Source organism: Paenibacillus sp. FSL P4-0113 (genome assembly GCF_038009305.1).
GTDB classification, from domain to species: domain Bacteria; phylum Bacillota; class Bacilli; order Paenibacillales; family Paenibacillaceae; genus Paenibacillus; species Paenibacillus polymyxa_D.
This window is the reverse complement of the sequence record NZ_JBBPAZ010000001.1, coordinates 4,472,295-4,497,222: the sequence shown is the minus strand read 5'-3', so window position 1 is coordinate 4,497,222 and position 24,928 is coordinate 4,472,295. Positions and strand designations below refer to the sequence as shown.

Here is a 24,928-nt window from a genome sequence, read left to right as displayed (position 1 = left end):
TGAAACCGATGCTTAAAGAAGCATAATCCGATTCCAAAAGGTTTTTTTGTTCTTCACTTACGCCATATCCTGAATGTATGCCAGCGCAGCATCAATGTGCCCTTTTACTCTTAAACCACGCCATTCGTGAACTAAGATACCATTTTCATCAATAAGGAACGTAGACCGAACAATGCCCATGTACTGCTTACCGTACATCTGTTTTTGCTGCCATACACCATACGTCTCAGCGACCTGATGCTCTTCATCAGATAACAACTGAAAAGGGAGTCCGTACTTGGCAATAAACTTGTCATGCTGCTTGAGTGGATCAGGGCTTATCCCCAGAATCACCGTGTTCAAACCTTCAAACTCCGTATGTTTATCCCGAAAATCACAAGCCTGTGTCGAGCAGCTAGAGGTCAAGTCCTTGGGATAGAAATATATCAACACCCTACTGCCTCGATAATCTGACAGCTTAACATGCTTTCCCTCACTGCCAGGCAATTCAAAATCCGGTGCCGCTTGCCCAATAACGGTAAATGCCGCGGACATCTCATCATCTCCTATCTTGTGGGGTTCTTATATAACCTGACCTATGAGCCTGCCCCTCTGTAGCGGCGAATTCCCCAGTTCCATGCCAGTAAGCCCAAGGTCAGAAAGACAATTCCCATCACAGGAGTTAAGAGCGCCATATGGCGCATGTCCTCTCGGTGAAGGAACAGGGAGGCTGGATATACGCCAACAAAAGCAAACGGTAGTATCCAAGTCAGCACAACCTGAATGGCTCGGTTATAGATCGTTACTGGATAACGTCCGTAGCCCTGAATATTGTACATGAGCGGAATAATTCCTGTCGGCGCATCCGAAAAAAACGAAAGGGAAGTCAATATGGTGTATATCCCCGTATAGATCGCCACGGCACTTAGGCTCAAAATGATCAGCGCCGGTATGAACCACCACTCCATAGCCAAGTCCATCTGTGCCCCGCTGATCCCCATAATAATCAGACCGATCACTGAGCCGACCAGTGCGGGCGGGTCCACATTTTCAAGGAAAATCTGGAACAGATTATACGCGGGACGGGTCATGACCCGGTCGAGTTCACCTTTAACTATATAACGCTCGCTAAAGTTCCAGAGGTTGACGAAACAGCTGAATAGTCCGTAAGGAACCATAAAAAATCCATAAACGAACACGACTTCATTTTCACTCCAGCCACCCAAACTGTCTGTGTGCATAAAAATAACCAGGATAAAAATAAGATTCGTGGCCTGAAACAGCAGATCTGAAATCACTTCTACCCAAAAGTCGGCCCGATAGGTGAGCCGTGACTTCATGTAATTTTTTAAATATTCGCTAATGAGACCCAAATAGTACATCATCGGCTTACCCTCCCTGCACGAACAGACGTCTGCGCGCCAGTCGCCAAATGATGATCATCGGCACGAGCAGAACGACCAGCCAAATGATTTGGATACCCAGTACATTCCAAATGCCAACGCCTTTTACACGTCCCGTAAATACAGAGCCCGGCAAATAGGTAATCGCCTGAAACGGCATCCATTGGGCGATCGTCGCCAGCCAGCCTGGAAACAAACTGATTGGCAAAATTAACCCGGAAAACAGATCTACAACTACGCGCTTCATACGCATCATGCCCTCATTATTTTCGATAAAAAAGGCCGTTAACCCTGTAATAATATTGATCTGAGTGTTGATCAGAAAGCTGAAAAACAGCATGACCAGAAAACCAACCCAGGCTACCGGGTCACTCGGGAGCGTCACCGGAAACAACAGCATCGCAATCGCCATGCCCGGAATCATAAACAACAGGAAACGGAACATCCCCTCGCCGAGTCCCTGCATAAATTTAACAAGTACATAGTTATAAGGCCGGATCATCTGAATTGCGATGCTTCCATCACGAATATCCGTCGAGATTTCACGATCCAGATTGTTAAAATAAAAGGCCCTCGCCATCCACGATACTGCAACATACGTCGTCATCTGAGCAGCAGTAAAACCTCCAATGCTACCCGCATCGCCATATATCGCTTTGTATGTGAAATAATACACGCCAATATTCATGGAATAAATAAGAATTCCTGAATAATAGTTCACACGATACGCCAGCATCGTGAGAAATCGGATACGAATAAAATCGGTGTATACGCTAAGCATGAACTTTGGCCTCCACTACCGGATTGCCCTGGCGTTCCGCCGAGCCAGACTGATAGATACTACGGACGATATCATCCGTGTTGGTTTCAATGATTTTGATATCCGTAATGTCCGTGCGACCGACTACGCTTGCGAGCACATCCGATACATTAATATGAAGAGGAATCCATACCTTGGCAGCCAAATCGTTATCCACCGTCCAAGCCAGTGGCATATCAGCAGTCCATGCCTGTAATTGCTCCAATTGGGTCGGTGTGCCGAACTGAAACCGCACTTCTCGACCTGTCCCCCAACGTGCCTTCAGTTCCTCCAGACCACCATCATAGATGATATTCCCATCATCCAGCATAATGACGCGCGAGCACAGCGCTTCAATATCCTGCAAATCATGGGTTGTCAGCAAAATAGTCGTACCGTAATCCCGGTTCATGTCCTTTAGAAACTCGCGGATTTCGGACTTTACCATAATATCGAGCCCAATGGTCGGCTCGTCCAGAAAAACAATGGACGGATTGTGCAGCAAAGCTGCTACCAACTCACAGCGCATCCGTTGCCCGAGACTAAGCTTGCGTACCGGGCGGCTTAGCAGATCCTGCAATTGCAGTCTCTCCACCAGCTCATCCAGCCTGCGTTTGAAGTCAGTAGCCGGAACCTGATATACTTTCCGCAGTAGTTGAAAAGACTCGATCACACCGATGTCCCACCAAAGCTGGCTGCGCTGACCGAAAACAACACCAATGTTGCCTACAAATTTCTCGCGCTCCTCATAGGGGACATAACCGCCCACCTTGAGATGTCCCGATGTCGGCACGAGAATACCTGTCAGCATCTTAATCGTGGTGGACTTTCCAGCGCCGTTCTCACCGATATAACCGCATATTTCTCCTTGCGGAATACGGAAGGAGATATCTTTGACCGCGGCCACCTCGTTGTATTCGCGGGCGAATAAATCAAGGAAGGCACCTTTTAGGCCCTCGCGATTTTTTTGAACCTTAAATGTTTTGCGCAGATCCTGCACATCAATTGCCAGCATGTTATACCTCTCAATCAGGAATTGTAAAATCCATAGTTAAATTGATTGTGCTCCAAAAAGAAATTATAATGTAATGAACTGAAAAGCGAAAGGGAGAGCATCCATGACAAGCAGAACCAAAAGGACGATATGGTCGGTTCTAGCCGTGGTTATCGTCGCGATTGTCGGCTTTGCCGTGTACTATTTTACATCCATTTATAATCAGCTGGATAATCTGCATAAAGAGGGTGCTAACTCCCCCTTCAAAAATGTAAAGCAGGTCGATCAGGTTCGTACGCCAGAACCGCCCAAGTGGGAAGGTACCGATATGGTCAATATTTTGCTAATGGGTGTCGATGGGCGCGGTATCCAAAAAGGGGAAGTTCCCCGATCAGACAGCATGATGGTCGTGTCACTGGACCCCGTCAAGAAAAAAATCCACCTGTTCTCTATTTTGCGTGATACGTACGTGGATATTCCCGGCTACGGAAAAAATCGAATTAATACCGCCATTACTCACGGACCCAACACAGCCATGAAGACGGCTGGCGATCTGTTAGGCATTCCGGTGCAATATTATGTGTACACGGATTTCCAGGGCTTTATCAAACTGGTGGATGCCGTAGGCGGGATTGATTTTGAAGTGGAAAAGGATATGCATTATACAAGTAATGCGGATAAACATCAGTACGATATTGATTTGAAAAAGGGTATGCAGCATCTGGATGGCAACACGGCGCTTCAATATGTGCGGTTCCGCCACGATGCGATGTCCGACTTCTCCCGATCAGGACGGCAACGCGCATTTTTGGAGGCCGTAGCCCAGAAAATGCAGACCACAACTTCCATCGCCAACTTGCCGAACATTTTAGAGCAGGTTAACCCATACATCGACACGAATCTCAGTGTTAACGATATGTGGAAGCTGGCGAATGTGGGGTACCAAAGCAACTTTGCAGGCAGCGAACAGGTTCCACCGATGAAGATGCTCGGAGAAGAGAATGTGGGCGGCGCGGCAGTTCTTACTGTCCGCGATCCGGAAGAACTGAAAACGTATGTGCAGGATATTTTTAATAATCCACCCACACAAACAAAGGAACAAAATAAGGATCAGACCGAAACGAAACAGCCAGACAGTGCATCGTCTACCAAGACGGATAAAGCCTCTTTTACAGGGGGCAGTAAAGCCAGTGATGAGAATGCTTCCAAACAATCAACAACAAAGACAGGTCAAAAAGAGCTATAATGATGTATGCAGGGGCAGCCGTGAACGCTGCCCTTTGGCGTGTATATACCCTATTTTAATGAACGGAAAGGAAGTTTTTGAAGATGAAACGGGAAAACTCCGAAGCACTATATAAAGAAGCCCTGGAGCATATTGTCGGGGGCGTTAACAGCCCTTCACGTTCCTTTAAAGCTGTGGGCGGCGGTGCTCCAGTATTCATGAAACGCGCCCAAGGCGCTCATTTCTGGGACGAGGATGATAATCGGTATATCGATTATTTGGCGGCCTACGGCCCTATTATTACCGGACATGCTCACCCCCATATTACGAAGGCGATCAGCGAAGCGGCCGCGAACGGCGTATTATACGGAACCTCAACGGTATTGGAAATCAAACTGGCCAAGATGCTGAAGGAAGCCATTCCTTCTATGGACAAGGTCCGGTTTGTGAATTCCGGCACAGAAGCAGTCATGACGACGATTCGTGTGGCACGGGCCTATACTGGGCGGAACAAGATCATCAAATTTGCCGGCTGCTACCATGGTCACTCGGATCTGGTACTTGTAGCTGCTGGCTCCGGACCTTCCACGCTGGGCATACCTGACAGTGCAGGCATTACAACCAACATTGCGAGCGAGGTCATTACTGTGCCATTCAATGACCTCGACGCGTTGCGCCAAGCTTTGGAGCGCTGGAGCGACGATGTGGCGGCAGTCATGGTCGAGCCCATTGTCGGTAATTTCGGCATGGTCATGCCGCAGCCCGGTTATTTGGAAGGGTTGTGCTCCATGGCGCGTGCGAACGGCTCACTTGTCATTTATGACGAGGTCATTACCGCATTCCGATTCCACTTCGGCTCTACCCAAACATATGCAGGTTTGGACAACCATGATGCGATTCAGCCAGATTTGACCGCGCTGGGCAAAATCATGGGCGGTGGTCTGCCAATTGGTGCCTACGGTGGCAGCAAGCAGATCATGGAGCAGGTTGCCCCACTCGGCCCGGCTTATCAGGCGGGTACAATGGCCGGCAACCCGGCGTCCATCTCGTCAGGCATCGCCTGCCTTGAAGTCCTTCAAGGAGAAGGCGTGTATGAAGAGATGGAACGTCTGGCTGTGAGGCTGACGGACGGTATTCAGTCCTCTGCCGAACGCTACGGCGTGCCATTGACGATCAACCGTATTCGTGGAGCGTTCTCGACGCATTTCTGTGATCATCCGATCACGAACTACGCGCAGGCGCAGGATACGGATAGCGAAGCATTTGCATCCTTCTTCCGTCACATGCTGGATCGCGGTATTCATCTGGCACCATCCAAGTACGAAGCCTGGTTCCTCACAACAGCGCATACGGACGAAGATGTGGATGCTACGCTGGAAGCGGCGGACGATTCATTCCGGGCGATGTCACAAGGGAAGTAAACTAATCAGTAAGTGATAGAATTTGACTAGAACATGAATAGGATAAGAGCTGGAAGTAGTCTTAGGGAAGGGTATTCGACCTCTGGGACTTCGTTCCGGCTTTTTTTATTTCACAACTGTACCCGTACAGTTGTAGATTTTATGGATTGTTTCATGTTATGCCATCCGGGTATATTGAGAGAACCACAGGTTAAGGTCATGACTACGGAGGTTTATTATGCACAGTCGTTCCAGAAATGGAGCCGCTTATCTAGCAGCTCTCAGCTATGCAGCTATACTTGGATTTTCATTTTTATTTGTAAAATTGACGGTCACAGAGGCGAGCCCGCTGGATGTGATCGCCCACCGCTTTGCGCTGTCTTTTATCGCTTTGACCGTTCCAGTGCTGCTCGGTTGGATTAAGCTCAACATCAAGTTGCGTGACATTTTGCGCATTTTACCACTGGCACTGCTCTCCCCTTTAGTGTATTTTCCACTGCAAGCCTTCGGGCTGATGAGTACTTCTTCATCGGAAGGTGGAATTATTCAAGCAACCGTTCCCATCTTTACGCTGTTGTTAGCTTCCTATTTTATTAAAGAGCGTACAACAGTAGTCCAAAAGATTTCCTTACTGCTCTCTGTCTTTGGTGTGGTTTTTATATTTGTGATGAAAAGCGGAGCACCGCTAGCATCCAGTAGCTATGGTGGTATTCTTCTGCTTGTGCTCTCTGCGATATGCCTATCCGGCTATAACGTGCTTGCACGTCCATTAACACAAAAGTATAGCCCCATGGAATTGACCTACGTTACCTCTATTTTGGGATGTATCGCTTTTAACGTGGTCGCACTGGGATACCATGCCATAGACGGCTCCATGAGTGCCTATACTGCTCCACTGGTGAAGCCTGGTTACTGGATGGCACTGATTTATCTGGGCATTCTGTCTACCCTCGTCACCTCGCTGTTATCGAGCTTTGCCTTGAAGTGGATCGAAGCCTCCAAAATGAGTGTGATCGGTAATTTATCCACCCTCATTTCCATGATTGCCGGTGCTTACATTTTGAAGGAGCAGCTCGCCTACTATCACATTGTCGGGGCTGTGATGATCATTATCGGCGTGCTGGGTACCAATTTCGGAGGGCGAAAAAACTTCACGCCGCTCAAAACAACTTCGGCAAAATCACAAAAAACGGGCTGAAAATAGACACTAATCTACCTGCAAAAAAGAAATCTCCCAGCTGCGCAATTCCAGCCTGGAGATTTCTTTTTTAACTCTATAGTCCTCGTCGGACTAGACCGGATACGCCATGACACTCATTAACGCCAATTCCGGCTGTGTCGTGTCCAATCTGCTATATTGTACGATTATGGGCACATCGCTAGTAACCGTGATTGCGTAAGGAATGCCTGTCGGAATCCGCTCGCCGGATTTCTCCAACGAGGCTGTTCGGATATGACGGGTTCGTCTTCCTTCCACCACCTCGGTCAATCCCTCCAATGGTTCGCGGTCTTCAAAATAGATGTCTATACTCAGCTTTGCCACACGGCTCCCACAATTCAGCACGCATATACTCTCATGACTGAGCAGCTCTCCCCGGCTTTCCGGTGGAATATACCCATCGGGGATGACCCAGAATAGGCTGCCTCGCGGCTGATTAGCTGCCTTTTCCTGAGAAATCTCCTGTAAAAGTTCAGTATCTCCCATGCTATCGACCTCCTTTACCCGAATTACTTTTGGGCGCTTATGCCCCTTCTTCTAGCCGTACGGATTCTCCTTGGTACGCAACAGTTGAGCCAGAAAAGCAAGCGCCAATCCCTGACCCCAGCCCTGAATGCGTTTGTAGGGAACGTTCCGATAGCCGTCAATATCGTTCATTACAGCAGTTCCAGCGGATACCCCCGTAACTGTGCCGTCCTCCTTAATGCGGGAAAGAATACCATCGATCGCCTTTTGTGTGTATTTGTTAAACAACCGCCCTTGCATAAGCAAGGCAGTCGCGATTCCTGCCGAGCCCGAGGTTTCCAGATAAGAGGTATCATCGTTCAGCACCGTATGCCACAGCCCTTCGGGGGATTGCAGCCGCACCAGTGCATTGAGCTGGTCACGCAGCGAGCCGTCGATGATCATATAAGATGGATGCTGCACCTCCACAAATTTAAGCGCTTTTGCCATCGTGAGAGCTGCCCATGAATTGCCACGCGCCCAATATATTCCTGACATCCGGCTTTGATTCGCATGATCCCAGCCGTGATAATACAGATTCGTATCCGGGTCCTGCAAAAATTCTTCATGCCCGTGATATTGACGAACCCCCTCCTCCCAATACTCCTTGTTGCCCAACAGATGACCGATGCGCAGCAAATAATAACCGGCCATAAACATCGTATCCACCCATGCTTGCTGCGGAAATACATCATGAAGTGAGTTCACCGTATGCTGGAAAATGCCGTCGGCAAACCGCTCCGCCTTTTTGGCCAAGAATTCTGCCATCTCGATGGCAATATCAAGGTATTTTTGCTCACCTGTAGCCTGATGAAGCGTCAACAAACAGTGCCCGACAGAAACACCGTTCACCGAGAGAGACGGAAGCCCATCCTCGATATTTTCGTCAACCCATTCTTTCAGCTGGATCAAATACTTTTCGTTCCCTGTCGCTTCATACGCTTCGCATACTCCGTAAAAGGCTACTCCACCCGGCCAATCCCAGCTGTAGTGCATTTGAAATGTGCGTTCTACTACCCGGTCGATCACCTGCTTAACCTGTTCTTCATCAAATATCAATGCAGGCATTTCCACGTCTCCCCCTTTGGTCAGTTTCACGTGAGTTACCTCCTTGACGCCCGTATATGAAAAGGTCGTCCTTCAACGTAAATACATGCGTAGTGGTTGCAAATCCAGTTCCCTCACAGCATCCACCACCTTGTCTGCAATACGAACCGCGCCATTCTCATGAAAATGTGTGTTATCCTCTAAGCCGCCGGAAAAGTTCATGTATTCACCAGGCAGCAGCCACATAAAAAGCTCTTTACTCTCTTCTGGGCCCAGCTGCTCATATAACTCCTGCGTGCGGGCAGACAAATCAATCAGCGGTACATTCGCTTCTTCCGCCAGCTCACGAACCGCTGTTACATATTCACCATGTGTATCGGATAGCGTACCATCCTCATTAAAATAGCGACGATGTACGGGCGTGACCAGTACCGGGGTTGCTCCATGGCTTCTTGCGCCGTCGATGTAGAGGCGAAGATGCTCCTTGTAGGTTGTAAAAGGCTCTGTAGCCCGCTCAGGATCAGGCTTCTGATCATTATGGCCGAACTGGATGAACAGGAAGTCTCCTGCCTTTATTTCGCCCAAAATGGCACCCAGCCGCCCTTCGTCCACAAAGCTTTTGGAGCTTCTTCCCGATACGGCATGATTATCCACGCAGACATCATGCTTGAACAGGGCGGGCAAAGCCTGGCCCCAGCCAGTATACGGATAACCGGATGCATCCTGATCCGTAACCGTGGAATCTCCGGCTAGGAATAGCCGGAGGGTCTGTGGCGCTGGAGTAATCTCCAGCGCATTGAGCCGTGGCGCGGTGCCTGATACGGTGAGGCGCAGCTTGCCACCCCGGACAGGCACCGCAAACAGGGCTTCGGTGAACTGGCCCGGCAGCGTGTGTACCGGGGGAAGCATGTGCTTACCTTCACCAGCCTTGAGTCGCGTGAACGTTTCCGCCTGCGAATCGCCGACCAGTATAGTGACGAGATACATTCCGTCCGGCACATCTGCAACAAATGCAGTGTTTAGTGGAATACAAAAGCTGTTTCGCAGCCGCGTGCGTGCATCCTTGGCTGCACTCTGCCTTTTTCGACCGTACACATGCTCCGTAGTCTCGAAGCCATAGCCCTGTTCAGTTGTATATAAGCAATCCGGAGACACTCCCTTGTAGCCATCCGCAGGTTCCCCCGGACCAAAATCAAACTTCCACAATTTACTCACCTCTCAGCCATCGCCCTCAAGTCCCGTCCATTCAATTGTATAAACCCGGATGCCATCCATCTCCACTCGTAAGCTTCATATCCTCACGCTATGGATTTTGGATCTTACCCCTTCAAACCACTTGTACTCATTCCTTCTACAATTTGCTTCTGGAATGCGAAGAATACAGCGATAACTGGAAGCAGGCTTAAGATAGACATCGCGAACATTCCTCCCCAGTTGGAAGCCGACTCGCTGTCGAGGAACATCTTGAGTGCAATAGATACGGTATATTTCTCCGGCGAATTCAGATACAGTACCGGACCAAGCAAATCCTCCCACTTCCAGTAGAAAGAGAAGATTGCCGCTGTAGCCAACGACGATTTGAGTAAGGGTAAAATAATTCTGAAATACAGCCGGAACTTGCCGCATCCGTCAATCGTCGCCGCTTCATCCAACTCTGCTGGAATCGTCCGTATAAACTGCACCATCAGAAAGATGAAGAACGGCATCCCGAAAAAGGAGGGTACCACCAACGGTAAGATCGTATTGATCCAACCGAGCTTGGTGAAAATAATATATTGCGGTACCAGTACCACATCCCCTGGTAGCATAAGCGTCACCATCATCAAAGCAAACCACAAGTTACGCCCTTTGAATTTCAAGCGTGCGAAGCCAAATGCGATCAATGAGGAGGAAAGCACGGCTCCAATCGTTGAAATCACCACGATCGTGAGCGAGTTCAGAATGTACGTGCCAAAGTTGTATCCAGTCGTTCCTTTCCAGCCTGTTACATAGTTTTGCCAGATCCATTCTGTAGGGAAAAGCGAGGATGCCGTGACGAATATCGTCCGACTTTCTTTAAACGAGCTAAACAGCATCCAAAAAACGGGATACAGCATCAGGAGCGCCAGTGCAGCAACCAGTATGTGATAAATTGGCCATTTGACCGTTTTCCATGCCATCGGTATCAGCGCCCCTTTTCCGTTTCATAAAATACCCAGTATCTGGAGGTTATAAATAATATCGCTGTCAGTATCCCAATCATAATGAGCATGACCCAAGCCATGGCTGCCGCATATCCCATGTTGCTGAACATAAATGCCTGCCGAAACAGATACAGTGAATGCAACATCGTTCCATCCATCGGGCCTCCTTCGCCCTTAGAAATAACATAAGCCGGGACGAAGGTCATAAAGGCGCTGATCGTCTGCATAATCAGATTAAATAGAATAATGGGGCTAAGCAACGGCAGCGTAATACTGAAAAATTTTCGTACTGGCTTAGCGCCATCTACACTGGACGCCTCGTACAATTCAACAGGAATGTTCTTCAAACCTGCCAGAAAAATCAGCATGGAGGAGCCAAATTGCCATACGGACAGGGTGATCAGCATCGTAAGCGAAGCATCCGGATCACCAAACCATTTCACCGGAGTCGCCCCTAAGGTCGAAAGCAGGCTGTTCACTATGCCGTTATTACTGAAAATATTCCGCCACATAATGGATACCGCAACGCTACCTCCGATAATCGACGGTAGATAGTACATCGTCCGATAGGTGCCGACCATGCGCGATTTGGTATTCAAAATCATAGCCACAAACAGTGCGAAAATCAGTCGCAACGGTACACCGACCAATACATACGTAAACGTGACCCTGATCGAATTCCAGTATTTCGGGTCGCCTGTAAACATTTTTTCGAAGTTGCCCAGACCAATCCATTTGGGCGGGGTGAACAGGTTGTAGGTGGTAAAGGACAGATACAGCGAAATAAACATTGGAATTAACGTAAATGCCAGAAAGCCCACAATAAACGGGCTGATAAACGCATATCCGGTCATATTGGCTTTCAAGCTCTGATGATTTCGCAAGCTCATCAAGCCTCCCTTCTGTTGCATTTTAAAGAATTAGCAAAACTTTAATATGTTATTAATCAGTTGTTATATGAATAATATTATGATATCTGCAAAGGGTGCTTGAGCAGTTGGTTCGTCGAATCAACCGTGCGCAATCATGCTTTGGACTACGCACGGTTAACTTAACGAACCGTTCCTTCGATCTTGTCGTTCTTATGCTAAAACGGTGTCAGATATCCTAAAGGTCTCATTACGCTTATTATTGCTTGTTATTCGCAAGGATGGTATTCGCATCAGCCCGGAATTTGGCCGCTGCGTCTTCAGCCGTCATCTGTCCGAAATTGACCTGCTCAATATAATCGGTCAGAGTCGCAATCACTTCCGGCGATCCGACTGGTGGCGGCGGACTCATTGGAGAAGCCTTTGGCTCCATGGAAGCTACAAATTCAAACACCTGCTTCGTAGGCTCGCTCAACTCTGGTGCAACAGCTTCCTTGATTTTGGAGGAAATCGGCACGCCACGTTCGCCTTTAATCAATTTATTCGCTTCTACATCATTCATCCAGAAATCAATAAACTTTGCGGCCTCATCTTTCACCTGTGAACGGGAAGCAACCGTCCAGTACATCGTAGGCTGCATGTATACGCCTTTTTCCATATTCGGCCCAAACATTGGAGCCAGTGCCATTGGGCGGTTAACAACCTGCTGTAAGCCCACATACTGATTGGACCACTGCCAAATGCCGATGCCTGTTCCTTTTACGATATCGGATTCCTCAAGAATCCCCTTGGTCTGGTTCATAATTTCAGGAGGCGGGGTCGCTCCCTTCTTAATCAGATCAGCCAATCCGCTGAAGAAGTCAACAAACAGCTTATCGTCGTCATACCCCAATCCCGTTCCTTCCGCATTGTAGAGAGTCTTTCCTTGAGTACGCAAATAGTAGTGGAAGAAAATGTCGGCAGCCATCGAGCTGTCAAAATATACTTTATTGGAACCAGCCTTTAAAGCCATTTCTTTGTATTGATCCCATGTCCAATTGTCAGGAATTTTGTCTATACCCGCTTTTTTGAGCAACGCCGGATCATACTGGAAACCAAGAACATTAACACCGGTTGGGATACCATATTGCTTTCCTGCTATTACGCCGGTACTGAGTACATTTTCGTTCACATCAGCGACCTGAATTTTTTGATTCAAGTAAGGCGCGAGATCCTCCAGTTGACCATTTTTTGCATATTGGCTAATGTACGAAATGTCCATTTGCACGATATCTGGCAACTGATTAGCCGCAGCCTGTGGAGCGAGCTTTTTCCAATAGTCATCAAAAGAGGCATATTCCACATCAATCGTTACATTAGGATTTTTCTGCTTATACAAATCAACGACCTTCTGCGTGTATTCATGACGTGTATCCGATCCCCACCAAGCGATACGTAACTTTACTTTTCCGTCTGCACTTGTGCCCGAATTTCCGCCGCCGTCCGCTCCGCTACATGCCGTCGTCAAAACGAGCAGCATAGCTATGATCAGAAACCATCCCTTTTTGCCCACCTATCTCTCCCCTTTTCGCTGTTCTAGAAAGGAGCCGAATTACGAGTGACAACGCACTTTCGTAATTTTGATAGCGTTTACATTAGCTCCTGTTGTTATTTTCCCAAAAGCTGAGAAGCATTGGAATACACAAATCAGGTTTCCTGGGTTTAAAAAACAGTGGGACTCCAGCGGCTCATCCCCGTTCATGTGATTTAATGTACTCGGAAGGCGTCATACCCGCCCACTTTTTGAACACCTGGCTAAAATATTGCGCGTTGCCACCGAAGCCGAACCATTCTGCCAGTTCAAATACCTTCACGTCTCCAGTCTCCCGAATATGCTCAGCCGCACGTTCGATCCGATAACGATTGACGTAGTGTGAGAAGTTTTCCCCCGTCACCTTTTTGAAAATCTTCCCTAAGTAGTCGGAATTCATATACAGCATTTGACCTGCCACTCCGTTCAGCGACAAATCGGATTTTCTGTAGTTTTGCTCAATAATAGTGATCATTTTATCAACGGTAGAAGATTGGCGATACACATTACTTTTATAATAGATTGCGGTCATTCGTTCGGCAGCTTCCTGTACAAAAGATTTGAGACATGCCAGCGTTTTTTGCTCTGCCAGCACCACCATTCGGCTCGTAAACGCCGCACGCTCCTCCTCAGGACATATACGGATCATAGCAGCATAGAGCTGAAGCACATAGGAGCGGGTCACGGAGATTTCCAGCTTCATACGGGACAGAATACCGAACAACCGATCCACTTCCTGTGCAACCTCCACCGTATTTCCAGCCTTGATCAGCAGACCGAACTTCTCCTCGTCCAACTCCAAATCTGCCATCTCCCGGGTATCCTCAGCCGCTAAATCCTCTTTCGTAATCAGACTGCCCTCCCCGGTGTAAAAACGGTGATTCATACAATGCAGTGTCTCCCGGTACATCCCCCGTGAATGCTGCATACTATCCGACTCACTAACTGCCACCGTTACCTCCAGCTTATAAAAGCGATGAAATGTCGCACGTACCGCTTCAATCTGTTTCATAAACCTTGACGTGTCATCCTCGCTTTCCAGCACGATGAGCAATTGTCCCTGCATGGTCGTACTGAGCAAGACATCATCCATCAAATCTGCCGCTATATTTTGCAATGCAAATAAATGCTCCGGCTCATGGGATTCCTCCACCCGCAGCAGCAGCATTCGAACCTGCTTATCTTGCAATTCAAGTCCGAATAACCGCTCATAAAATGCGATATCACGGCTACCGTAAGTTTTATAGGAAATAAACTCCTTCAAAAAGTGTTCCTTCACATGAGGCAGCATACGCTGAAAATCCAGTTTCATCCGGTTTACAAACTGCTTGCGTTCTTCCTGCTCCTCCCGCTCCTGCCCCAACTCGGTCAGAGCCTCATGAATTTGCCGTTCATTGCAGGGCTTCAACAAGTAGTGCTTCACCCCGTATTGCATGGCCCGACAGGCATAGTCGAAATCTTTGTAACCAGACAACAGAATAAAACGGACGTCTGGAAAATGCTCCGTCGTCTTGGCAACTAGTCCGATGCCGTCCAATCCTGGCATAGAGATGTCGCTAATCACAAAGTCAGGCGGGCTGGCCTGAATCTGATCATAAGCTTCAATCCCGTTACGTGCTGTACCGACCAATTTCGTTCCCGCTTTACCCCAATCAACCACCTGTGATATGCCCTCCAAAATCATACGCTCATCATCAACCAGTAGCACCTTGTACACGACCCTGATCCCCTTTCACATATGGAATACAGACATGAATCGACGTTCCTGTTCCTGACTCGCTATGCAGCTCTATCCCCCAAGGTGTACCAAAGGTCAGGTTAATCCGTTCCTGAATATTCGTAAGTCCAATGCCCTGCCCACGAGTCGTGACCTGCCCGCTCCGCAGCTTTTCCAAGAAATCCGGCGTCAATCCTAATCCGTCATCTTCAACTCGCAATAATAGAGCCCCCTCGCTTTCTCTCGCAATAATAGCAATGCGACAGGGCTCAATTCGCGGCTCCAGCGCATAATGGATGGCATTCTCCACCAAGGGCTGAAGCGTTAGCTTCGGAATTTGCGCGTCCATCAGTTCTTCCGGGATATCCAGATGGAAAACGAGACGCTCATCAAAACGTGTTTTTTGGATCGTTACATAGCTCCTTACAATATCCAATTCTTTTCGAAGCGGAATTAGTTGCTCTTCAAAACTGACCGCACTGCGTAGTAGAAAAGCGAGGGCTTCCACCATCTCTGAAATCCGATCCTGTTTATTCGCCTTGGCAAGCCAGTTCACGGACTCTAATGTATTGTATAAAAAATGTGGATTAATCTGTGCCTGGAGCGCCTTTAGCTCTGTTTCCCGCAATAATAGCTGCTTGGCAACATTCTCATTAATGAGTTCACGGATGCGGCGAATCATTTTCTTATATGTCCGATGCAGCAGCCCCACCTCATCCTGTGTGGAAAGGGGGACCGCGCCAAGCGCTTCTTCTTCCAAACGGTCGAGATCGCCTTTTTCTATTTTACGCATATTCTGGATTAATTGAACGATCGGTTTGGTAATGCTACCTGACAACCTAGCCCCCAGTGCCAATGCAATAAGAAGCATAATGACAAAAATAGCGCTTACAATTTCTTTGATGATCGTAATGCTGCGAAACATATCATCGAAGGGCGTCATATGCAAATACGTCCAACCCGTATAAGAGGATTTAATTTGAGCAGCGAAAAAGGTTCCTCCTGAGTAGGTCGCAATCCCGTAAGGCTGCTTCCGGCCCAGCTCGGCCTGAATATCACTTTCACTCAAAAGTGGTGTTTCGGGATAAATCATCCGCCTTCCATCTGTAATCATCAGTTGTCCGTCACGACCGGAGGTCTGCACACGGTCCGCTACAATCCGGTCAATTCGCACACGAATCGCAAGCGTTCCGAGCCCATTCAGCGTAAAATTGGAATCGGTAAAGGATTTGAACTGCCGAGCTGCCAGCAAGGAGGAATGACCTGCGGCATACCATGCATTGGAACCGTCATGTTCGTCTGCCAGCTCCGACAGGGTGGATCGAAGCTCTTGGGGAATACCTTCGCGGTTGCCCGCACTCATGACCTGTCCCTCTTTGTCGATGACCATCATAGAATAGACATAGGTTTCAGAGCCGGCAAAGGCGACAAGCCTATTCGTTATTTTTTTACGCAGCACCATTTTGGCATAAGGGGATTTCTCCTTTTCCAATTGCAGCAAATAACGTTGAAGCTGCTCGTCCGTTGTTACCTTGAAAGTAACTTTTTCCACATCCTTCAGCTCATTTTCTATACCGATTGAAGAAATATTGAGTACTTCGGATGTTTTTTTGTACATTTGATTATCATAAATGTGAAATACGTACTTAAGTATGACTGCAACAACTGCAAAATTAACCAGCATAAGCACCGTTATCAGCAGTACCATTTTATGATGGATTCCAGCATTTTTGTAAGCGCTTTTAAAGTAGGTAATCAGTGATTGTCGCCTCCTTTATAACATACAAAATACCCCATGCCTTGGTCATTCGGCAAGAGGTATTTGCATTTGCTTAGCGTTGATCGGTTGGTTTCGATTTGTCCGCCTTGCTCATATATTCGTCGTATCGGTCATCAAGTTCCCGTGCCATACTCCGGTATTTACGCGTTTCCTCAACAATGGGATCGATATGAGTCTGAACCCGCACCTCATATTTAGGGCTGAGCCGTTCCCGCTTTTGGGCCTCATTCTCACGAATTTCGCCTTCCGTCAGCAGTTCACTGAGCTGGCGTTCCAATTCTTCGGATTGACTCATCGCGATTTCCTCCTTTAGGGTGATGGTCCCTACGTAGAATTATAACCCGGTTGCGTCTGCTTCTTTCAGCACTTGAATAAGTTGAGAATGAATAGCTGTATTCGTAGCTGCAATATGCCGTACACTCAGGTCATAAGGTCTGCCCAATGTATCGGTAATGGTACCGCCTGATTCCTGCACCAGTAAAGCGCCCGCTGCTACATCCCACGCATTCAAACCAATTTCGCAATAGGCCGATAACCGTCCCGACGCCACATAAGCCAGATGCAATGCTGCCGAGCCCAGCGCCCGAATGCCGCGTACCTGAGGTGTAAGAACCTGCGTGATTTTCATATTTAGCGGTTGTGCATACGTACGATCTGGCGGGAAGCCGATGCACACCAGACTATCTCCCAGTGTTTCTTCTCTTGAGGCTTGCATGCGATTACCATGTACATATGCGCCTTTTCCTTTTTCCGCTACAAACATTTCATCACGGGACGGATCATAAATAACCCCGACAATCACCTCTCCACGATGGGCCAAGGCAATGGACACACTGTAATACGGCAGACTGTGTACAAAATTGGTCGTGCCATCTACCGGATCAATAATCCATAAATATTCCTCTTCACGGGCAGCCTCTAGTGCGCGGGCCGAAGCTTCGGCTCCCGGCTCTACACCCTCTTCACCCAAAATCGCATGATCGGGAAAATGGGTCAGAATCAGTCTGCGAATCATCTGTTCTGCACCTTTATCTACCTCGGTCACTAGATCCGTAGGAGACTGTTTGGTATTCAAATGTTCAACAGTTCCCAGCCTGCTCTTAATCCATTCCCCGGCTTTGGATGCCGCGTTAATAGCCACGGCAGTATAGCTTTTTCCTGATACGATATAGGGAACCTTTTCGTTTTCATGTTCGTTCAACGTGTTCACTCTACTTTCTATATCATTGTTACGTGGTTTACGAAGCTGGCCTACAGCACAGTCTCTTAACCATCTCTGTTTCAGTACAAGTTTGCTAGTTTACACATTCTAGTATACACAATAAACTGCATAAAGTTTCCCCAAATGAGAGATTTATCCGCAAAATACTACTTTCTAAGGCATAATTTCTACGGAAGCCCCATCCAGCACTTTGACCCCATTATCTTCCTGAAGGCGCAGTTCATTCATCAATCCGAATAACGCTTCATCCTTAAGCTTGGCTTCAAGCATGACATCAATCCGATCCGTATATCCAGCAATATTGCGCAGAAAGGTCAGCAACGGCTCCACCAGAACACCGTCTGCATGACCACGAGGGTCTTTTTCACTTTTGGGACTGGAGGCATGAATTTTTGGCGGCAATGGATGATCAGTAGAAGATCCGGCTTGGGCCAATTCCCCTTTCCAGGTATTCAATATGTCCGGCCATAGCTCCCACGGCTTCTCACCCTCGTTATTGACCCATTGATGATGAATATCGAGAACCATCGGCAAGCCCGTTATTTTGCAAGCTTCCAGTGTTTCCACCGCATTGAATGTTTTATCATCATTTTCCAGCGTCAACCGTTCTCTTAACGAAAGATCCAGAGCACTAACCTGCTCTACAAAACGCTGACCTGAGGTCACCTTATCTCCGTATGCACCACCAATATGAATGTTGTTCTTGGCTTCGGCACCGAGCCCCATGGCCTCCAGCATCGCTTTGTGGTACTTCAAGTCATTAATGGAGCTCTCCAACACCTCAGGACGGGGAGTGCTTAACACTGTAAAATGATCGGGGTGAAACGATACCCTCATCCTATTCGCCTTGACATAGTTCCCAACCTCTGCAAAGTCAGTAGCAAGGCCCTGAAACGGGTCCCAATCCCGCAGATCCTGATGGGTCGCGAGCGGAATCAGCTTGGATGAGAAACGATAGACCTGGATATCACTCGCGCGATTATGGCGCAGCAGTCTCAATGTATTATGGAGATTTTCGGCTGCTATCCGTTCTAGCTTGCGGATCGCAGCTTCTCGGTCTCCAATCTTGTTAAAGCTGGCCATCGTCATGGTTTTAGAGGGGGATGCATTTTGCACGGTAACCGACATGGCTACATAACCTAACCTTACGATCATAGGGTGTCTTCCTTTCAGTAGTTCGCAGTAGATGGTAAGGCCGCTTTCGTTCTGTGACCTAAAACCCTTTTCTACTGATCATACCCGGAAAAGCACATGCTGATTCGGTGTTATCGCACAAATTGCAAGAAGCAAACAGCTAGGATTGCTGCTGTGCTCCAAAAAACATTTCATCCGCTAATGCGGTCTGAATTCTTGATTCCTCTTCATTCAGCTTACGAATGAGGATCATTTCAACTTCGGTCACTTCATCGCCCTGGAAATTAATTTCGGCGATACAGCCCACAATCTGCACGATGGCTACTGCCACGTTGTCCACGCTGTAAGCGATGACCTTCTGGCCTGTCGGAAACACGCGCAGCCCGGATTTAACCATTTTGCCACGTCCGTATTCCAGCAGTTCGTAAAGTTCTTGTTCGCTCTTGAATTTGCACACGGAGTTAAATTCAGTTTGAAAGCCCATGTGTAGCCGCCACCTTTCATCATTAAGGGTTTAGTGAAATGCTCAAGTAAGTGCCATATATATGAACAAAAAGGAGAGTGATCAGCTCCCCTTTGTTTCGTTTATGAGTTCTCGTAGTGCAATGCGGACCTGCGCTCATAACGCTCCAGTGCAAGAGCAATCATGCGGTCCAGCAGACTTGTATAGGATACGCCAGTTTCTCTCCACAGTAATGGATACATACTGAACGGTGTAAAACCAGGCATCGTATTCACTTCATTAATAAGAATATGTCCGTCCGAGCGTCTGACGAAGAAATCGGCACGGGAAATCCCGCAGCCTTCCAGCGCGCGGAATGCTTGTAATGCGGCTTCACGAATACGATCTGCCACTTCCTCATCCAACGGTGCCGGAATAAGCATTTCCGATTGGCCATCCGTATATTTGGCAGCATAATCATAATAATCACTCGACGATACAATTTCACCCGGTACCGAGGCAATCGGCTCGTCATTGCCAAGTACGCTGACCTCAATCTCACGGGCATCGACGTACTCCTCGACAATCACCTTCAGGTCAAATTGCAAAGCCAGATCTACAGCCTTTTCCAGCTCTTCTCGGTTATTGGCTTTGGAAATACCGACACTTGATCCCAGATTGGCCGGTTTGACAAAGCAAGGATAACCTAGCTCGGTTTCCATATTACGTACCAGATCATGACTGGTTTGGGCCCACTGTGTACTATTAAAATAACAGTATTTCACCTGCGGCAATCCGGCATGCTCAAACAGCTTCTTCATGACGCCTTTATCCATACCTGCTGCCGAAGCCAGCACTCCTGCACCGACATAAGGCATATCCGCCATTTCGAACAGACCCTGAATCGTTCCGTCCTCGCCAAAGGTGCCGTGCAGCAACGGAAACAGCACATCCAGCGTCTGCTCTCCGTACAGCTTGCCGAACAACGTATCTAATGCCGCCTTGGTACCGCCCTCTGCACGTTCCAGCTTCAATTGCTCTACAGAAGCCAGAGGAGCGCTTAATAGCGCCCCTCTACGCCAATCGCCAGCCTTCGTAATATAAAAAGGAATAATCTCGTATTTCTCATAGTTAAATGCGTTCATTACCGCATACGCCGTTTGCAGCGAAACCTCATGTTCGCCCGATTTGCCACCGTACACCAGCCCTACGGTCAATTTTTGATTTGCCATGCCTATCCTCCGCTTTCCTACTTTCGTCATTATGACTGATTTGCGTCACTATACCTGTTATCCATCATCTCATTTAAAAATAGTCGGCGATGTGATAAAAGCGATATACCGTGTTGTCGGTCCACGCATACGAATTTTTATAGTCCCAATAACGATGTCTGGAGCTTACCGTATGCGCATTGACTAGCGGCATGCCGCCCGCATCAAAGGCCGTTACCACCGTGCTGTGCTGAAAGGTTCCGTCACCATCCCAATCGTAAAAAATGACGTCCCCCAGCATGAGCTGCTCCGGTCGACTCACCTGCTCAGCAGTCAAACCCCATGAGCTGGAGCCCAAATACCGCTCCAGACTGTTGGAAACTGCCCAACTGTAGCTCCACAGCTCACGTCCGGCGACCCGTCCTTTATACCACCAGCCCGATTCTCTTTTACCAGTATAGTGGATCGGTGCGCCCCCTGCAAAGAGGCATTGCGAGATATAATTGGTGCAATCCACATCAAAACCTTCAAACTCCGGGTTAAAGCTATCCCACCACTGATCTGCATAAGCTGCCGCTTCTTCACGGCGATATCGGCTGGGACGTGCTGATGTGCCAAAGCCCAGTACTCCGCGATTCAGCAGCGGCAAACTCCCTCCCTGATTAAACGAAGCCTGTTCAAAAGGAACCTCTCCCCCCGCTGGCTTCCTTTCTGCCGGATCGCGCTCAATTCTCGCTACCTGCCAGGCTTCACCCTCGCGTGTGAACGTCAGACGCTCCCGTTCAATCCGATCCTCCCGGTGAGTCATCCCGCCCTTCTCATAAAAGAGTCGGACATGCAGCTGTACATCTACCACAGCCTCATCCGGCGTATCCTGCACCATTCGTAGCGGCTTGGCGCGTGTCTCGCTGCGTAGGGGAACAGCATCCCGTTCGTTGTACCACTGCTCCAACCTGGCCGCACGTGCTGCTCGTTCCATCCGCTGGCCCACCTCCAGATACTCATCTGGCTGCGGTACACCATTGACTTCACTGCGATTGTATTGATTCACGTAAGCAAAAAGGGCCTGTTTCCATTCCCGCTCCCCCATCCCTATCCCTCCAAATTCGTCCCGCTATCCTTTTCCGGGGATAACCGGAATGATGTAGAACTTCCTTTTTCCCTCTCTGGTCTGATATGCTCTCTATCTATAAGTATGAATCTCTAAAGCTTCGTATGAACATCGAAACGCGAGGGAGCGGAACGTTTTATTTTCCAATCTGCAAGGCATCATTTAGGCCAAAAAAACTTTACGGAACTGCCTGAAAACGGTATACTTAATCCAAAAGCAATCATTTTGAAATCATGTTTCATCTAATGAAACAAACTGCATTCATCACAACCTCTAACACGTTATGAAGCACTGAAGATGTAATTGAGAACGCAACCAATTTAAACCAACTGGGCAAGACGTCGAAAAAACGACATCCCTATTTTCCCCCAAGCATTCACTTCAAGGAGGTAATACTTATGTCAGGAAAAGATCAATTCTCCATCGCCCGTAGTCTGGAAGTTAACGGGAAGCCTTATCGCTACTACAGTCTTAAGGCACTGGAGGAACAAGGAAAAAGCGGTATCGCCAAGCTGCCTTTCTCCATTAAAGTGTTGCTGGAAGCCGCGGTTCGCCAATTTGACGGACGCGCCATCACTGAAGAACATGTACAGCAGCTGACAGGCTGGGCTGAGGATCGGGACACCAACAAGGAGATTCCGTTCATTCCTGCACGCATCGTGCTACAGGATTTTACCGGTGTCCCCGTGGTTGTCGATTTGGCAGCTATGCGTGATACGGTGAAAAAAGCAGGCGGGGACCCGAAGCAAATCAATCCGCTCGTTCCCGTCGATCTCGTTATCGACCACTCGGTCATGGTCGATGCTTTCGGTACCAGTGATGCGCTGGATTACAACATTAAGGTAGAGTTTGAACGTAACGAGGAGCGGTACCGTTTTCTGCGCTGGGCGCAAACGGCGTTCAACAACTTCCGCGCCGTTCCGCCATCCACAGGTATCGTTCATCAGGTCAATCTGGAATATCTCGCCTCCGTTGCCGCTACCAAAACCATTGACGGTGAAACGGTCGTCTTTCCAGATTCCCTCGTAGGAACAGACTCCCATACCACGATGATTAACGGCCTTGGTGTTGTTGGCTGGGGTGTCGGCGGGATTGAGGCAGAGGCGGGTATGCTGGGGCAACCGCTGTATTTTGTCACTCCCGATGTGATTGGCTTCAAGCTGACAGGCAGTCTGACGGAAGGCTCTACCGCCACCGATCTGGCGCTCACTGTTACACAAATGCTGCGTAAAAAAGGCGTAGTCGGCAAATTCGTAGAATTTTACGGGCCTGGTCTGGCTAACATCAGCTTGGCTGACCGTGCGACAGTTGCCAACATGGCACCGGAATACGGCGCAACGATTGGTTTCTTCCCGGTCGATGCGGAAACACTGGCATACCTGCGCAGCACTGGACGTTCCGATGAGCAAGTAAGCCTCGTAGAGAAATATTACAAGGCCCAAGGCATGTTCCGCACATCCGATACACCGGACCCTGTGTTCAGCGATACCATTGAGCTGGATCTAGCTTCGGTTGTACCGAGTCTCGCCGGACCCAAACGTCCGCAGGACCGTGTTGAGCTTGGCCGCATGAAAGAAACGTTTGAAGGCATTATTCGTACCCCGGTGGACAAGGGCGGCTATGGACTGAGCGATGAAAAAATCGCACAGAAGATTCCGCTGACCCATCCGGACGGCTCCACCAGCGAGTTAGGTACAGGAGCAGTCGTTATTGCGGCTATCACAAGCTGCACGAATACCTCCAATCCAAGCGTTATGCTCGGTGCGGGCTTGCTGGCCAAAAAAGCAGTGCAGCGCGGGCTCAAAAAGCCAGGCTATGTTAAAACAAGCTTGACCCCAGGCTCCCTCGTCGTAACGGAATACCTGCAAAAAGCGGGATTAATCGGACCGCTCGAAGCCCTCGGCTTCCATGTGGCAGGCTATGGCTGCGCGACCTGTATCGGTAACTCCGGCCCACTTCCTGACGAAGTGAGTCAAGCTATCACAGACCATGATTTAACGGTTGGCGCAGTTATTTCCGGTAACCGGAACTTTGAAGGCCGTGTGCATGCGCAGGTCAAAGCCAACTATCTCGGCTCACCGCCACTGGTTGTCGCTTATGCGCTGGCAGGTACAGTGAACATTGATTTGGTGAATGATCCGCTCGGTTACGATCAGGACAATCAGCCAGTCTACCTGAAAGATATCTGGCCCACTTCCGAGGAAATCAAGGAAGCCATCAGCCTGTCTCTCAGCCCGGATATGTTCCGTCGCAAATACGAAAATGTATTTACTGCCAACGAAAAATGGAACTCCATTCCGGTTCCTGAAGGCGAACTGTATGAATGGGATGAAAACTCAACTTATATTCAAAACCCGCCGTTCTTTGAAGGACTTCAGGATGGCGTGCAGGATATCAAGGAAATCCGTAATGCCCGTGTGCTTGCCCTGTTGAATGATTCGGTCACGACGGACCATATCTCACCAGCAGGCAACATCGCCCCTTCCAGCCCGGCAGGACTGTATTTGAAGGAGCATGGCGTGGAACGCAAGGACTTCAACTCCTACGGCTCCCGTCGCGGTAATCACGAGGTCATGATGCGCGGTACATTCGCCAATATCCGTATCCGCAACAATGTGGCTCCAGGTACTGAAGGCGGCGTGACCAAATACTTGCCAACGGATGAGGAAATGTCCATCTATGATGCGTCCATGAAATATCAGACAGCCGATCAGAACCTGATCGTCATCGCTGGTAAGGAATACGGCACAGGCAGCTCTCGTGACTGGGCGGCCAAAGGTACGCTTCTGCTGGGCGTTAAGGCTGTCATTGCCGAAAGCTTCGAGCGGATTCACCGCAGTAACCTGGTCGGCATGGGTGTACTGCCTCTGCAATTCCAGGAAGGCTATGGCTGGTCCAGCTTGGGCCTCAATGGTCGTGAAACCTTCGACATTCTCGGCATTAACAATGACGTGAAGCCTGGTCAAGAGCTTACGGTTGTGGCTAAACGCGAGGATGGCACGAAGTTCGAATTCCCAGTAATTGCTCGTTTGGACAGCACCGTCGACATCGACTACTACCACAACGGTGGTATTCTGCAAACCGTATTGCGTCAAATGATTCAAGAGTAAAGAGCGTAT

22 protein-coding genes are annotated in these 24,928 nt (G+C 48.7%); 4 read left to right on the top strand and 18 right to left on the bottom strand.

The window, feature by feature from the left end; translation table 11 throughout:
• Positions 1–57: 57 nt before the first annotated feature.
• The 4 genes from bcp to MKX46_RS19470 are packed head-to-tail and all read right to left on the bottom strand — an operon-like array spanning position 58 to position 3,196.
• A complete protein-coding gene (gene bcp / locus MKX46_RS19485; protein WP_029515756.1) occupies positions 58–534 on the bottom strand; it encodes a thioredoxin-dependent thiol peroxidase in 477 nt (158 codons plus the stop codon).
• Between the two features lie 41 nt (positions 535–575).
• Positions 576–1,364 carry an ABC transporter permease gene (locus tag MKX46_RS19480; protein WP_025718032.1) on the bottom strand — a complete coding sequence of 263 codons (789 nt, stop codon included), beginning with the start codon at positions 1,362–1,364 and terminating at the stop codon, positions 576–578.
• 4 nt (positions 1,365–1,368) lie between these two features.
• Entirely contained in the window at positions 1,369–2,163 is a 795-nt protein-coding gene (locus MKX46_RS19475) for an ABC transporter permease (protein WP_069081078.1), read from the bottom strand.
• Positions 2,156–3,196 (bottom strand): ABC transporter ATP-binding protein, encoded by a 1,041-nt coding sequence (locus MKX46_RS19470; RefSeq protein WP_307352963.1) that lies wholly within the window; start codon positions 3,194–3,196, stop codon positions 2,156–2,158. Before MKX46_RS19470 ends, MKX46_RS19475 begins: the two co-directional genes overlap by 8 nt.
• 103 nt (positions 3,197–3,299) lie before the next feature.
• Between MKX46_RS19470 and MKX46_RS19465 the strand changes: the two genes are divergently transcribed.
• From MKX46_RS19465 to MKX46_RS19455, 3 genes are all read left to right on the top strand, one after another.
• Positions 3,300–4,421, top strand: a complete 1,122-nt coding sequence (locus MKX46_RS19465) for an LCP family protein (RefSeq protein WP_341071658.1) — start codon at positions 3,300–3,302, stop codon at positions 4,419–4,421.
• A gap of 83 nt (positions 4,422–4,504) precedes the next feature.
• Positions 4,505–5,821 (top strand): glutamate-1-semialdehyde 2,1-aminomutase, encoded by a 1,317-nt coding sequence (locus tag MKX46_RS19460; RefSeq protein WP_274386683.1) that lies wholly within the window; start codon positions 4,505–4,507, stop codon positions 5,819–5,821.
• A gap of 217 nt (positions 5,822–6,038) precedes the next feature.
• Positions 6,039–6,998: a DMT family transporter gene (locus MKX46_RS19455; RefSeq protein WP_341071657.1), complete on the top strand. Its 960-nt coding sequence runs from the start codon at positions 6,039–6,041 to the stop codon at positions 6,996–6,998.
• A gap of 93 nt (positions 6,999–7,091) precedes the next feature.
• On the opposite strand, the gene MKX46_RS19450 is transcribed toward MKX46_RS19455, so the two are convergent.
• The 14 genes from MKX46_RS19450 to MKX46_RS19385 form a co-directional block, all read right to left on the bottom strand.
• Positions 7,092–7,505, bottom strand: coding sequence for a sensory rhodopsin transducer (locus MKX46_RS19450; RefSeq protein WP_341071656.1), 414 nt, complete (start codon positions 7,503–7,505; stop codon positions 7,092–7,094).
• 51 nt (positions 7,506–7,556) lie between these two features.
• On the bottom strand, positions 7,557–8,591 hold the full coding sequence (locus tag MKX46_RS19445; RefSeq protein WP_341071916.1) for a glycoside hydrolase family 88/105 protein: 1,035 nt from the start codon (positions 8,589–8,591) through the stop codon (positions 7,557–7,559).
• 72 nt (positions 8,592–8,663) lie between these two features.
• The gene (locus MKX46_RS19440; RefSeq protein WP_341071915.1) at positions 8,664–9,776 is read right to left on the bottom strand and encodes a rhamnogalacturonan acetylesterase; all 1,113 of its coding nucleotides are present in this window, start codon (positions 9,774–9,776) and stop codon (positions 8,664–8,666) included.
• A 113-nt stretch (positions 9,777–9,889) separates the two neighbouring features.
• Positions 9,890–10,729 carry a carbohydrate ABC transporter permease gene (locus MKX46_RS19435; protein ID WP_023987016.1) on the bottom strand — a complete coding sequence of 280 codons (840 nt, stop codon included), beginning with the start codon at positions 10,727–10,729 and terminating at the stop codon, positions 9,890–9,892.
• A 5-nt stretch (positions 10,730–10,734) separates the two neighbouring features.
• Positions 10,735–11,643 (bottom strand): carbohydrate ABC transporter permease, encoded by a 909-nt coding sequence (locus tag MKX46_RS19430; RefSeq protein WP_023987015.1) that lies wholly within the window; start codon positions 11,641–11,643, stop codon positions 10,735–10,737.
• Between the two features lie 238 nt (positions 11,644–11,881).
• Positions 11,882–13,174 carry an ABC transporter substrate-binding protein gene (locus MKX46_RS19425; protein WP_039270672.1) on the bottom strand — a complete coding sequence of 431 codons (1,293 nt, stop codon included), beginning with the start codon at positions 13,172–13,174 and terminating at the stop codon, positions 11,882–11,884.
• A gap of 175 nt (positions 13,175–13,349) precedes the next feature.
• The gene (locus tag MKX46_RS19420; RefSeq protein WP_076160626.1) at positions 13,350–14,909 is read right to left on the bottom strand and encodes a response regulator transcription factor; all 1,560 of its coding nucleotides are present in this window, start codon (positions 14,907–14,909) and stop codon (positions 13,350–13,352) included.
• The gene (locus MKX46_RS19415; RefSeq protein WP_341071655.1) at positions 14,887–16,617 is read right to left on the bottom strand and encodes a sensor histidine kinase; all 1,731 of its coding nucleotides are present in this window, start codon (positions 16,615–16,617) and stop codon (positions 14,887–14,889) included. The genes MKX46_RS19420 and MKX46_RS19415 overlap by 23 nt, the downstream gene beginning before the upstream one ends.
• A gap of 124 nt (positions 16,618–16,741) precedes the next feature.
• Complete coding sequence (locus MKX46_RS19410; RefSeq protein WP_029515768.1) at positions 16,742–16,984, bottom strand: hypothetical protein; 243 nt, start codon at positions 16,982–16,984, stop codon at positions 16,742–16,744.
• Positions 16,985–17,023: 39 nt separating this feature from the next.
• The gene (locus MKX46_RS19405) at positions 17,024–17,890 is read right to left on the bottom strand and encodes an inositol monophosphatase family protein (protein ID WP_013308756.1); all 867 of its coding nucleotides are present in this window, start codon (positions 17,888–17,890) and stop codon (positions 17,024–17,026) included.
• Positions 17,891–18,064: 174 nt separating this feature from the next.
• A complete protein-coding gene (gene uvsE / locus MKX46_RS19400; protein ID WP_341071654.1) occupies positions 18,065–19,066 on the bottom strand; it encodes a UV DNA damage repair endonuclease UvsE in 1,002 nt (333 codons plus the stop codon).
• Positions 19,067–19,205: 139 nt separating this feature from the next.
• Positions 19,206–19,529 carry a hypothetical protein gene (locus MKX46_RS19395; protein ID WP_007428793.1) on the bottom strand — a complete coding sequence of 108 codons (324 nt, stop codon included), beginning with the start codon at positions 19,527–19,529 and terminating at the stop codon, positions 19,206–19,208.
• 101 nt (positions 19,530–19,630) lie between these two features.
• Positions 19,631–20,719 carry a D-alanine--D-alanine ligase gene (locus MKX46_RS19390; protein WP_341071652.1) on the bottom strand — a complete coding sequence of 363 codons (1,089 nt, stop codon included), beginning with the start codon at positions 20,717–20,719 and terminating at the stop codon, positions 19,631–19,633.
• A 73-nt stretch (positions 20,720–20,792) separates the two neighbouring features.
• The gene (locus MKX46_RS19385; protein WP_029515772.1) at positions 20,793–21,788 is read right to left on the bottom strand and encodes an amidase domain-containing protein; all 996 of its coding nucleotides are present in this window, start codon (positions 21,786–21,788) and stop codon (positions 20,793–20,795) included.
• 419 nt (positions 21,789–22,207) lie between these two features.
• Here MKX46_RS19385 and acnA point away from each other — a divergent pair, with 419 nt between their 5' ends.
• Positions 22,208–24,919, top strand: coding sequence for an aconitate hydratase AcnA (gene acnA / locus MKX46_RS19380; protein WP_341071651.1), 2,712 nt, complete (start codon positions 22,208–22,210; stop codon positions 24,917–24,919).
• Positions 24,920–24,928 lie beyond the last annotated feature (9 nt).